Source organism: Streptococcus panodentis, assembly GCF_017884005.1.
Taxonomy (GTDB): Bacteria; Bacillota; Bacilli; order Lactobacillales; family Streptococcaceae; genus Streptococcus; species Streptococcus panodentis.
In genome coordinates, this window is record NZ_QFAY01000040.1 from 1 (window position 1) to 12,131 (window position 12,131).

A 12,131-nucleotide genomic window follows, 5' to 3' on the forward strand; every position below is an offset into this window, starting at 1 on the left:
CAGCTAGCGGGCTGTTTTTTATAACTATACCTCTGAAATATGATGAAATCAAGGTAAAAGAACTGCGTTATTGATTCTCAATAATCCTGCGGACATCAGCCATGGACTGCCTGCTGATGTCATGAATTTCTCCTACTTCTTTCCTTGCCTGCTCATAGGCTCCCAAGTCCAGAAACTGCTGGGTCAGCTCGGCTTTCAAGCTGAGCATGGCAAAGGTATGCCCCAGACTGTCATGCAGATCCCGGCCAATCCGATTGCGCTCATTTTCCGCCAAAAAGAGATTGAGCTGGGCATTTTGCTTGACCTTTTCTTCCCTTATCTTCTCATCCGTTTGAATCCGATGAAGACCCAAGGTCATAAAATCTGAAAACATAAAAGTGGTAAGAAAGAAAAGCAGCTGGCTTGCATCGACTTGATTGACCAGATAAATCCCAAGCAGCATGGCTGGCTGCAGGGTCAAAAAACTCCAAAAACGCCAGGATTTAAAGGAAATACCATCCAGCTGATAGATGAGCAGATTGGACAGATAAAAGATATACCAGGAGAAACCTAAATTGAGCCAAACCGAAGCATAGAAAATATAAGCGACCAACATCCACCAGGCAAGAGCCTGGATAAGAGCGTGTTTGCTCAATAAAACCGTATAATAAGCCCCGACAAAGAGAACCGTCCAGAACAAGAGCAAAAGCGGGTACTCACCGCTGATGACACCCGCTATCGGAAAAATGATAAAGACCAGAGAAATGTGAAACATATAGTGAGTCTTTTTGATTTTTTCCCACATAAACTTACTTAACCTCAATCCGTTTTTTTAGCTGCAAAATCAGCAGACTGATTGCTGCCGTATAGGCCAGCGTGATCAAAATGGCAGACCCATTCCAGCTATGATGCTCCAGATAAGTAGATACCACCTGCATAAGTTGATAGCTAGGCGTCAGCTTACCGATAAATTGAATCCAGTCCGGGAACATGGTAATGGGGAACCAAAGACCGCCCAAAACCGCCAGAGCCATATAGGTGATATTACCTACTACAGACATGAGCTGGGCGCTGGGCAGCAGGCTGACCAGAACTCCCATAGCAATAAAGACCAGACTGCCCACCAAGATAATCAGGGCAATGATAATCCAGTCCGCCAGCGGCAGATTAACCCCGCGGACAAAGTGACCGACAGAAAAGACCACAAGGACTGACAGCAGAAAGGTCAGCATGGTGCTGAAAAGCTTTGATAGATAATATTCTACCATAGAAACCGGCGAATGCTGAATCAATTTTTGCCAGTTATTGGTTTTGTCAGACTGGAGGACACTGGGAATGCTGAAAAAGGCCGTCGACATGATACTAAAGACCGTCATGGAGAAAAGATAGCCCCGAAGTAGACGGTCCGGTGTATTTGAGCCGGCCATCATCCCAGAAAATATCAGATAAAAAACGCTGGGCAGCCCGATGGACAGGAGGTAATAAGCCGACTGCCGCTTCATCATAATCAGTTCCATTTTCATTAAATGTGCCATGTGTTTCATAATCTTCCTCCATTCTAGTCCTGGGTCGTTTCAAAGATACTGTCCAGCAGGGTCCGGTTGCGGACTTCGATTTCTTCGATGGTGCAGCCGTGGTTCTGCAGGACCTGCCAGACCCGGCCGGCATCCTTGGTCGCAAAGGACAGGGCCTTTTGCTTGATTTCAATATCGGTCACATCCGCCAGATTTTCCACCGTTTCCTGATAAGTCAGAGGCAGGGTAAAGTGTTTCTCCTGCTCTTCGCTGCGCATGGCATAAGGAGTGGTATCGCGGATCAGCTCGCCCTTGTGCAGCACCAAAATCCGGTCTGCTGTATGCTCCACTTCCTCGATATAGTGGGAAGAGTAGACAATGGTCACGCCCTTGTGCTTGAGCTGGTCGACAATTTCCCAGAAATGCTGGCGGGTCGAGGTATCCATAGCAGAAGTCGGCTCATCCAAAAAGAGAATCCTGGGCTGGCCAATCAGGGACAGAACAAAGGAAAAAAGCCGTTTCTGACCACCAGATAATTTAGTGGCCAGCTGATTCTTCTGCTTGTCAGAAAAGCCCAGAAGAGCGTCAATTTCTTCCTCGGAAAGGCTGTGAGGATAAATGGCCCGAAAGAAAGCGATGAGTTCCTTGACCTTAAGATCCGCCACTACCGTATTTTCCTGGGGCAGAATGGCCACCGACTGCTTGAGCCGGTCATCCGTCGGTTTGAAGCCCTGCACCGTCCCCTGACCAGAGGTCAGAAACTTATCGCCCAAGAGACAGTCCATCAGGGTCGTCTTGCCGGCACCGTTGGGACCAATCAGGGCCACACAGTCACCGTCCTCTATCTCAAATGAAACATCCTTTAGAATTTCCTTGCCGCGAATGCTCTTAGAGAGCTTTTTTACTTCAATGAGTGCCATCTTTATCCTCCTTTAAGATTTCAACAATCGCTGGACCAGCCGCAAAAATCAAAACAGCTATCCCCCAAGCGCCTATATAAAAATCTATGAGCAGCAGCCTGCTGAGAAAACCGCTTGTTTGCTCAATCAGCGACAGGACCAGACCTGCCAGCACAAATAAGATAATCCGAATGTTCTGGTTCATTTCTTTATTCCGCTTTCTGCCTTTCCGTCTTTTACTGTCTCTATTATAGCGCAGGGGAAAGATTGGCACTAGATAATTTTGTCATGGTTTAATATGACAAATGTCATGATATGGTCTGTTTGTTTGCTTTTAGTAGCGAAACTGTCTGGGGGATAGTTTCAGCCCTATCGCTTAACGTACAGGGCGATAGAGCAACGAGCCGCAGGCTGTACTGGGGTATGGCAAGGTGAGTTAACGACGTAATAACAGATAAACGAAATGACAATATTTTAGACAGCAAAAAAGACGAGCTGTCCCGTCTTTTCATACTCATTCTGTTTTAGATTGAAAATCGCAGCAGCCTTTATTCCTCCTTCAGGCCGTTTAATTTCATCCCCAGAATAAATCTCTCTGATGTCAGGCCTTTAAAGTCATTCAGGCCCAGCTCCTTGTCGCTGGCTATCTTATCCAGCTGCTCGTCATTGAGCTTTTGGAAATCCATTTCGATATTGGTTTGAAATTTTCTATCTGCTGATACAGAATACTCCAGCTTAAAGCCCTCAATGGCCTGCAGTTCTGCAACCTGTGGATTGGATTTCAAGCCTTCTTGGATAATAGCGGTCAGCTCTTCCGGAGTCCGATCGGCGGAGGCAGCTGCCATATCCTCCGGCAGATCTGCCAGCAATTCCAAGCGCAGATTTAAGATTTTTTCACCCTGATAGGTAATCGTATCACGGTGATGAACCCCCTGAATATAGCCCACCAAGGTCTTGCTGACAACCTCCGTACTCTCAGAAGAAGAGGAACTGGAAGAACTGGAGGCTTTTTTGGAGCTGGACGGAGATTCCGTATCTGAGGCGGTGCTGTTTTTGTTTGTAAAAGTACAGCCGGTCAGAAAGAGCAAAGCTAGAGTGAATAAGGTCATTATCTTTTTCATACTTCACCTTTTTTCTATTATTATGTACTATAGTATAACATAATACCACTGACTTGTCTAAAGATTTCCTGCAAAAACAGTAAAAAGAGCAGGGATTTTCCTCTGCTCTTTGCTATAATTGGCGATTGTATTATTCTACACTGAAAAGATAAGGATAGACCGGCTGCCTGCCTTGGTGGATTTCCACTTCCAAATCTTCGTACTGCTCCATGAGATCCTGGGCTAAACCGCTGGCCAAGTCTTCGCTGCCATCCTCCCCGATGTAGATAGAGACGATTTCACTGTCTTCATCCAGCATCTGGCTGAAAGTCTCCTTCAAAGCCGTGAGCATATCTGGATTTGAAACCACAATCTTGCCGTCTACCATACCGAGATTGTCCTTTTCATGGATTTCCAAACCGTCAATGGTCGTATCGCGAACGGCAGTCGTGATGCTGCCGCTGACAACTTCAGCCAAAGCTGCCGTCATGCGCTCATGATTCTCTTCAAGCGTCTTTCCGCCGTCGAAAGCCAAGAGACTGGTCAGCCCCTGAGGAATGGTGCGGGACTCAATCACTGCTGCCGGCTGCTCCATCACTTCTGCCGCAGACTGGGCTGCCATAAAGATATTCTTATTGTTCGGCAGGATGATGATATTGCGGGCATTGACCTGCTCAACAGCCTTGATAAAGTCTTCTGTTGACGGGTTCATGGTCTGGCCGCCGGAGATGATATAGTCAACCCCCTGGGCTTTGAAAATCTCAGCCAGACCATCTCCTGCTGCCACTGCGATAAGGGCGTATTCCTTTTCCTGAGCCGGTTTGGCTGTGCGCTCTTCTTTTTCGATCTGAGCTTCGTGCTGGTTGCGCATATTATCAACCTTAACCTTGACCAAACTGCCGTATTTGAGCCCTTCCTGCATGACCAAGCCCGGATCTTCCGTATGGACATGGACCTTGACAATTTCATCATCATTGACCACCAGAAGAGAGTCGCCCAGCTCATTTAAGTAATTGCGGAATTCGTCATAATCAAAGTCTTTGACATAGGTCGGGCCCTTTTTCAAAGCCACCATGATTTCCGTACAGTAGCCGAAAGTAATATCTTCTGTTGCTACATGGCCGGCTACTGACTTGTGATGTTCTGCATTAATCATTTCAGACATGGTCGCAGGCGTTGCCACGAAGTCTTCAGAAGCGATGTACTCGCCGGTAAGGGCTGACAGGAAGCCTTCATAGATAAAGACCAGACCCTGACCGCCGGAATCAACTACGCCGACTTCTTTCAGAACCGGCAGCATATCCGGTGTCTTAGCCAGAGCTGCCTTGGCTCCTTCAAGAGCTGCCTGCATCACTTCAACAGCATCATTGCTGCTTTCTGCTTTCTTTTTGGCACCGATAGCAGCTCCGCGGGAAACGGTCAGAATAGTCCCTTCGACCGGCTTCATAACTGCCTTGTAGGCCACTTCTACACCGGACTGGAAAGCCAGAGCCAGATCTTCGCCAGTCAGTTCATCCTTGTCCTTGACGCTTTGAGAAAAACCGCGGAAAAGCTGAGAGGTGATGACGCCGGAATTTCCGCGCGCGCCCATCAGCAGGCCCTTGGCAAAGATACCTGCTGCTTCGCCAACTGTTGAAGCAGACTTGTCTGCCACTTCCTTAGCACCATTTTCAATGGTCATGCCCATGTTGGTACCTGTATCTCCGTCTGGAACTGGGAAGACATTTAAAGAGTTGACATATTCGGCCTGTTTATTCAGACGAGTTGACGCAGCCTGCACCATTCCTTGAAATAAACTAGTAGTAATATTTGCCACGATTATTCTCCTACGACTTTAATATTTTGAATATAGACATTCACTGTGTGAGCAGTGATGCCCAGCTGATTTTCCAGACTGAACTTAACTCGTTCCTGAATGTTTTTTGAGACTTCGCTGATCTTGATGCCATAGCTCAAGACGGTATAAACATCAACTGCAATGCCGCCTTCGTCACTTGTTTTGACAACAACGCCCTTGGCATAGTTTTCCCTGCCCAGAAGAGCCTGAAAATTATCTTTGATGGCATTCTTGCTGGCCATGCCGACCACACCGAAAATTTCAGTCGCCGCGCCGCCGACGATTGTTGCAATGACATCATCAGTCAATTCAATTTGACCATCTTTTGTATTGATTTTCACAGTCATTATTTGTACCTCAAAAGTATTTTATAGTTTATTCTACCACATTTTATACAGGGTGTAAAAGAGGAAGGGTCTAAATCAACTGTCTAGGCGGAAATTTCCAAGCAAAAAAGGACGGAAAATTTCCATCCTTTTTAAATAAAGATTAAACGCGTTCAACTTTACCTGATTTAAGGGCACGAGCTGAAGCCCAAACTTTTTTAGGTTTACCGTCAATCAAAACAGTAACCTTTTGAAGATTTGGTTTAACAGCGCGTTTTGTTTGGTTCATCGCGTGAGAGCGGTTGTTTCCTGATACAGTCTTACGACCAGTAAAGTAACATACTTTAGCCATTGATACTTATCCTCCTGATTAGTTTAAGGTGTTTTACCACATACTTATAAAGTCTACCATACTTTACCGAGTTTGGCAAGAGCTAGTTCCCAAGTTTTGCAAATAATCACCTTTTTAAAACAAGAAATAATTAGATATAAATCACTTTCAAATGACCGAAAGCCACGCTGCCTTCTAAATAGAGCGTTTTTTCTTTTTCACTGGTATCGCGAACTTGAGAAACACCGCCAAAAGCACAAGCAACCTTGCTGACAACCTGCCAAGAGCTTGGAACAAAGAGAGTGGCATTACCAAAAGCAACTTCCACTTTAAAAGTCGCTGAATCCCCAGCTATCTTAGCGTTGTCAAAGTAAACCTTGGCACTACCAAAAGAGCAAGTCAGCTCATCATAGCTAAAATTGTCCTTATTGACATAACGGGTGCCTGAGCCAAAGACAATGCCTTCGCCACCAATTTCTTCGCCAGAAAAATGTTTAGAAAAATGCCTTAATTTCCATTTTTTGCTAGGTTTGACCAAGAAATTGACACCGATACAGGCTAGAATACCAGCAAAACTAACTGCGCTTGCTGAGATATTGGGCAAGAGGTCGTAAGTGCTATTAGCAATGATAAAAGCGATAATGGCAAAGATAAAACCTAGCGGAATGTTGCCAGAATAGAAGCTCTCCGCTGAAAAATAGACAAAGCCCATAATGACCAACAAAGGCCAAACATTGATGTGAATAACGGGAATCCCGAAATTCCCCTGCAAAAGTACCCAAGCTGCTAGAAGTAAGCAAGCCAGTCCTAATATTGTTTTTCTCATGATGTTACCTCGTTTCGTTTAACTTTTCTTTTAAAATTTGATAATAGTGCCTAGACACATACACTTCCTTATGGGTATCGTAGAAACGGACGCTGCTACTGCCCGAAAAGGATTTTTCCAGCGAGTAAATCGCCTTACTATTGATAATGCTGGATTTGGATATGCGACAAAAATAATAGGGCAGGCGGTCTTCCAACTCATAGAGCTTGTGCTTGACTTCATAAGCATCCTCACGCGTATGAGCAAAAATCTTGCTACCGTCAGTCTCGAAAAAGAGAATATTGTCAATATCCAGAAAATATTCGCTAGCTCCCTTATAAAAAATAATGGGCGGTGCCGTTGCTTGCTCCAGAGCTTGCTGAATTTGCTCGAGCTGAGCATCAAATCGAGCAGCCCTGATGACAATCTCTACTTCCGCTAAATCCGAATCCAGTTCTACTCGAATTTTCATTGCTACCTCCTTTACTTTCTACGTTTATTATATCAGTTTCAAAATGAGAAACAAGGCTTTTTCAGTAAGTGGTAGATTTTGGGCGGTAAGTGGTTTGCTGCTAACATTGACAAGAATCAAACATCAAAAAACCGGGTCTCGTCCCGGTTTTTTGACAATATAAGGAAAAGGAATTAGTTTTTCTTGTTTTTAGAGGCTTTTGATGACGGAGTGGAAGTCTTAGATACAGATTGTTTAGAGTCAGTTTTAGACTTACCAAAATTTCTGATTTTATCTATTGGAGTCGTTAGGGCTTTCCCAGCTTTTTTCGCTCCTCCTGCAGCTCCTTTAAAGTCACCTATATAATCTGTAGTAGTTCTATAAATATCTTTCATCATATTAGCACTCTTAACTGTGTCCCTTTCTTCCCATGCTTTACCAAATTCTGTCATGTATGCTTTGAAAGAATTCCATCGATTAGACATTCGTTCTAACGCTTCATTTTCAACCATCTTGGCTTCTGGACTATAAGGAATGCCTTGTGAGTAGTTAAATCCTGTGCTTAGCAATAGAGCAGCATCTTGAACTTCTTGCTTATCTGCAACTTTGGTAATAGCTCTTGCAGACTTAGTGACTTGATCTATTGCTTTCTTCCCTCTTGAAGACGCAAATGTTCCTATCGCATAGCCAGCATTTTTAAGCATTTTCATGTTTTCACTGTCTGTTGATTTCTTTTTGGTTGAATTTTCAATAAAAGTGTCTAAGTCTTTTTTCTTACCTTCTACATATTTATTAAACTTCTCTGGATATAAACTAAATCCGCCAACAGCAGTCGTCTCTTTGGCCGCCTTCTTTGCCTCTTTTTCTGACGCTGGGGTTTTAAAGAAGTCTCTTTTAATACCATTTGTCAGTGGATCAAAATAGTCCCCAATTTGCTTCTCGATTTCGTTAGATATTTTACTCAGTTTTTTAGTATCCCTATCTTGAAACGCTTTATAAACTTCTTGTTTTAGTTTATGATAACCTGGACTAGGCTCTGTCTTTTTCTCCTTCTCCGCCATAATAGCAGCCATATCCCTCATATCAACAGCAGTAGGGGGCAAGCCATTTGCAGCATTTAAACCAATACTAAGCATTCTTGAAGTAGAGCCAACTCCTGGTTTGTCTGCAAATTTATTAACATTATTTACTACAGCAGTTGCCTCATCTAATGCGAGATTTACACCTACCACACCTAAATATGCTAACTCATTAGAAGAGACTCGATTCGCTGCAAGTCTAGAGGATGAGCTAGCTGCCATATTATCTATTGCAGCTCCAACATAACCTAAGTCTTTGAAACGTCTATCATCTTTGACTTCAAAATCATTTGTCAAATGCTGTTTAGCAGATTTATTCATAGCATTTCTGTAATTATTTATATCCCTGTTAAACTCGTATTGAAATCTTTCAGATAACGCTTTGGGCTCCGAGGTCACTCTGTGGTAAGTAGCACCCGGCCCTGCAAACATCGCACCTGCTTGATAGTAGTCTTCTGGTGTTCGACTAAAAGTTTGAGATAAGCCTAAGTCAACCGTCGTTGGAAGAGTTTGGTTAGTGAGTGCGTCCTCTGTAGCTAAAGGATTGTTAAAAAGGGTTGAAGTAGGCTTACTTTCGCTAACCCGTTGCCAATCTCCGTCTAAAAATGAACCCGGCAATTGATTTTTTCCTGTTGCTGTCAGAGAGGATGCATAGTCTAAAGCAAAGCCTGGGAGTCCTTCATTACTCGTGGTTGTCTGCTTGAAGCCTGCCCAATCAGCCAATGCCTCTGACATCGTTGGGGTGTTAACAGTTTTTGATTTCTCAGAGATATCAATCTGCTTCCAATCACCCTCGACTGGATTAAAGCCAGACCATTGATTTACTGGTGAGGTGCTAACAAAGTCCTCTGTAGGTTTTGTTGCAGAAAGAGTATATTCACCCTCCAATGGAGAGAGACTTGCTGTTCTTGACGCAGCATCCTGAACACTGGCCCAATCACCAAGTGTCAAATCACTTAGAGACTTGCTTTTGTTGGAAACCTGGCTTCCAAGCGCATCGGTTACACGAGTCCAGTCTCCTGTTGTAAAATCATCTGTTGCCGTGGTAGCTGACGAAGCCGAATTGTTGAAAGAATCATTGATTCTAGACCAATTATCTGCCTCCAAATCACTATAAGCAGCTCTTGTTGACGCTTTATTGTCAGTAAAATCTGATACATGCGACCAGTTACCTGCTGTAAAGTCATTCAGACCTAAGCCACTTGTTGAAAAGTTATCGCTTGATGAATCGGATACTTTTGACCAACCGCCTGAAGTAAAGTCACTCACTGTCTTGCTGGTTGACGAAGCATTATCAGCCAAGGTATCAGATGTTCGAGACCAATCACCTGTATCAAAATCACTAAAAGAGTCGGAAATCTCGGAAGATTTTTTAGCGACTGAATCATTGGTGCTCGTCCAATTTCCTGCGCTCAAATCTGCAGAACTTGTATTGCCGTCAGAAATGCTAGACCAGCTTCCAGAACTATAATTGTTGCCCGATGAAATAGCATCACCAAAGCTGGAAAAGTCGCTATTATTCTTAGACGAACTAGTATCCCCAATACTGGACCAGCTTCCAGATCCATTTGATAAGTCGCTGTCGCCAATACTTGACCAATTCCCAGAACTATCTGACGATCCAAGGCTACTATTTGAAGTAGAGATTCCAAGACTATCATTATCTGAAGTAGAATAGCCGCCGAAGCTGTTAGAATCTGAAGAGCTGAAACTTCCAGAATCTGAGAAACCTAGACTATCACTATTTGAAGTGGAGGAGCCATAACTACCGGAGTCTGAAGAACCTGAACCAAAGCTACCGGAGTCCGAGGTACTGGAACCGAAACTGTCGGAATCTGAAGAACCTGAACCAAAGCTTCCAGAGTCTGAAGAGCTTGAACCGAAACCGTCGGAATCTGAGGAGCTGGAACCAAAACTACCAGAATCCGAAGTACTGGAACCGAAACCACCGGAATCCGAAGTACTGGAACCAAAGCTTCCAGAGTCTGAAGAGTTTGAATCTAAACTGCCGGAATCCGAAGAACTAGAGCCAAAACCGCCAGAATCCGAAGTACTGGAACCGAAACCACCGGAATCCGAAGTACTGGAACCAAAACCGCCGGAATCCGAAGAATCTGAACCGAAGCCGCTGGAATCCGAAGAATCTGAACCGAAGCCGCCGGAATCCGAAGAATCTGAACCGAAGCCGCCGGAATCCGAAGAATCTGAACCGAAACTGTCAGAGTCGGAACCATAACTGTCCGAATCGGAAGCATCCGAACCAAAGCTGTCAGAGTCTGAGCCATAGCTGTCCAAATCGGAAGCAGCTGAACCAAAACTATCAGAGTCGGAACCATAACTGTCCGAATCGGAAGCATCCGAACCAAAGCTGTCAGAGTCGGAACCATAGCTGTCCGAATCGGAAGCATCCGAACCAAAGCTGTCAGAGTCGGAACCATAGCTGTCCGAATCGGAAGTATCGGAATATCCGCCAGAATCACTGGAATCCCCGTCATAAGCATGAACTTGTCCAATATGGACAAACGCAGCACCCAACAAAACCAAAAGCATTAATTTTTTCTTCACAAGCGCTCCTCCTTTTATTAATTGCTATTATACTGTACCATAATTTTATCATATTTGCTATTATTTTGTAACATTTAAAAATATCGTAATATTTTCGACATATTATTGTCATGTATAATTGACATTTTCAAGAGAAGAAAAAACCGGGACGACGCCCGGTTTTCGGTAGAATGATAAAAGAGGTTATTTTTTCTGACCGTCACTTGAGTCCTTAGGGGCTCCCTTTTGTCCTCCCTTCACTCCTTTGGAAATTCCAAATAATGAGGGAATACGGTCCTCTTTTTCCCCAGTAATCGGATTGTAGCCTGTCACACCAATAATAACATCCAAAGGCTCTACCCCTGTTCGGGCTCCAATAACGTTATTTCCAATAATAGCAATCCGACCAACAGGTTCAGACAGAGGAGAACTATCTGGAACTGCATCTTTTCCTGTTAGTGTCTCTCCTGTAAGCAAAATGTGAGCACCGTCTAAAGCACCAGCGGTAACTTCATGGTCAGCAATCTTAGCGGCATATCGCGCACCTGTTTCGCTTGTTTTGACCACTCCCGCTCCAAGAACCGGCGGGGTTCCTTGCATTATATTATAATTTAAGGATCCAGCTGGGGTTAGAACTTCTTCAGGGACTGGCTGAGGATCAGGAGATACATATGTTCCCAATTCAGTTAAGGATACCCCTATAATTTTTTCTGTAATACCATCTACTCCGTCATAAATCGCCTCTCCAATCTTACCTAAAACAGTCGTTGGATTAGAAAAAGGTTTTCCATTATCCGTCCCCCACATATTAGGGTTCTTTCTTTCCTCTGTATTTGTTGTCGTTGTTTCAGAAACTTTGTCTGGATTGACTGCCAATTCGCTGCCTGCATTAGCGGAATCGGATGCCGAATTCGGGCCAGTGCTGCTCCAATCTGAGCTTTCATCTGTATTGAAATCGCCCAAACTGTCCGCATCGGCCGTTAAACCGCTGCCTAGGTCGGTGGTTGGTTTTGTGCCAGATCTGTCATCATCAGAATCCGAAGAAAAGTCGCCTAAATCTTCTGTATCCGCAGTCAAATCATTGCCTGAATTTGACGAAGAAGAGGACGAATTCGGCTCAGTGCCATTCCAATCTGAGCTTTCATCTGTATTGAAATCGCCCAAACTGTCCGCATCGGCCGTTAAACCGCTGCCTAGGTCGGTGGTTGGCTTTGTGCCAAATCTGTCATTACCAGAATCCGAAGAAAAGTCGCCTAAATCTTCTGC

10 protein-coding genes and 1 pseudogene are annotated in these 12,131 nt (G+C 44.3%); all 11 read right to left on the reverse strand.

Features of this window, described 5'->3' with window-relative positions; translation table 11 throughout:
- Positions 1–73: 73 nt before the first annotated feature.
- Positions 74–784, reverse strand: a pseudogene (locus DHL47_RS12685) (histidine kinase dimerization/phosphoacceptor domain-containing protein); the annotation flags it as partial.
- A 4-nt stretch (positions 785–788) separates the two neighbouring features.
- On the reverse strand, positions 789–1,523 hold the full coding sequence (locus DHL47_RS12690) for an ABC transporter permease (RefSeq protein WP_209552126.1): 735 nt from the start codon (positions 1,521–1,523) through the stop codon (positions 789–791).
- A gap of 14 nt (positions 1,524–1,537) precedes the next feature.
- Positions 1,538–2,413, reverse strand: a complete 876-nt coding sequence (locus DHL47_RS12695; protein WP_209552127.1) for an ABC transporter ATP-binding protein — start codon at positions 2,411–2,413, stop codon at positions 1,538–1,540.
- Positions 2,400–2,597: a hypothetical protein gene (locus DHL47_RS12700; protein WP_209552128.1), complete on the reverse strand. Its 198-nt coding sequence runs from the start codon at positions 2,595–2,597 to the stop codon at positions 2,400–2,402. Before DHL47_RS12700 ends, DHL47_RS12695 begins: the two co-directional genes overlap by 14 nt.
- A gap of 343 nt (positions 2,598–2,940) precedes the next feature.
- Positions 2,941–3,513 carry an SP0191 family lipoprotein gene (locus DHL47_RS12705; RefSeq protein WP_209552129.1) on the reverse strand — a complete coding sequence of 191 codons (573 nt, stop codon included), beginning with the start codon at positions 3,511–3,513 and terminating at the stop codon, positions 2,941–2,943.
- 130 nt (positions 3,514–3,643) lie between these two features.
- Positions 3,644–5,308 (reverse strand): DAK2 domain-containing protein, encoded by a 1,665-nt coding sequence (locus DHL47_RS12710; RefSeq protein WP_209552130.1) that lies wholly within the window; start codon positions 5,306–5,308, stop codon positions 3,644–3,646.
- 2 nt (positions 5,309–5,310) lie between these two features.
- The gene (locus tag DHL47_RS12715) at positions 5,311–5,676 is read right to left on the reverse strand and encodes an Asp23/Gls24 family envelope stress response protein (RefSeq protein WP_209552131.1); all 366 of its coding nucleotides are present in this window, start codon (positions 5,674–5,676) and stop codon (positions 5,311–5,313) included.
- A 142-nt stretch (positions 5,677–5,818) separates the two neighbouring features.
- Positions 5,819–6,007, reverse strand: a complete 189-nt coding sequence (gene rpmB / locus DHL47_RS12720; protein WP_001140948.1) for a 50S ribosomal protein L28 — start codon at positions 6,005–6,007, stop codon at positions 5,819–5,821.
- A 130-nt stretch (positions 6,008–6,137) separates the two neighbouring features.
- Positions 6,138–6,812 carry a LiaF transmembrane domain-containing protein gene (locus DHL47_RS12725; protein ID WP_002908050.1) on the reverse strand — a complete coding sequence of 225 codons (675 nt, stop codon included), beginning with the start codon at positions 6,810–6,812 and terminating at the stop codon, positions 6,138–6,140.
- Between the two features lie 4 nt (positions 6,813–6,816).
- The gene (locus DHL47_RS12730) at positions 6,817–7,263 is read right to left on the reverse strand and encodes a LytTR family DNA-binding domain-containing protein (protein WP_002908049.1); all 447 of its coding nucleotides are present in this window, start codon (positions 7,261–7,263) and stop codon (positions 6,817–6,819) included.
- 173 nt (positions 7,264–7,436) lie between these two features.
- Positions 7,437–10,886, reverse strand: a complete 3,450-nt coding sequence (locus DHL47_RS13475; RefSeq protein ID WP_245335644.1) for a hypothetical protein — start codon at positions 10,884–10,886, stop codon at positions 7,437–7,439.
- Positions 10,887–12,131: the final 1,245 nt, after the last annotated feature.

Coding starts and splice junctions, on each gene's coding strand:
- DHL47_RS12690 (WP_209552126.1), bottom strand. CDS start 1,523: ATGAAACACATGGCACATTTAATGAAAATGGAACTGATTATGATGAAG.
- DHL47_RS12695 (WP_209552127.1), bottom strand. CDS start 2,413: ATGGCACTCATTGAAGTAAAAAAGCTCTCTAAGAGCATTCGCGGCAAG.
- DHL47_RS12700 (WP_209552128.1), bottom strand. CDS start 2,597: ATGAACCAGAACATTCGGATTATCTTATTTGTGCTGGCAGGTCTGGTC.
- DHL47_RS12705 (WP_209552129.1), bottom strand. CDS start 3,513: ATGAAAAAGATAATGACCTTATTCACTCTAGCTTTGCTCTTTCTGACC.
- DHL47_RS12715 (WP_209552131.1), bottom strand. CDS start 5,676: ATGACTGTGAAAATCAATACAAAAGATGGTCAAATTGAATTGACTGAT.
- rpmB (WP_001140948.1), bottom strand. CDS start 6,007: ATGGCTAAAGTATGTTACTTTACTGGTCGTAAGACTGTATCAGGAAAC.
- DHL47_RS12725 (WP_002908050.1), bottom strand. CDS start 6,812: ATGAGAAAAACAATATTAGGACTGGCTTGCTTACTTCTAGCAGCTTGG.
- DHL47_RS12730 (WP_002908049.1), bottom strand. CDS start 7,263: ATGAAAATTCGAGTAGAACTGGATTCGGATTTAGCGGAAGTAGAGATT.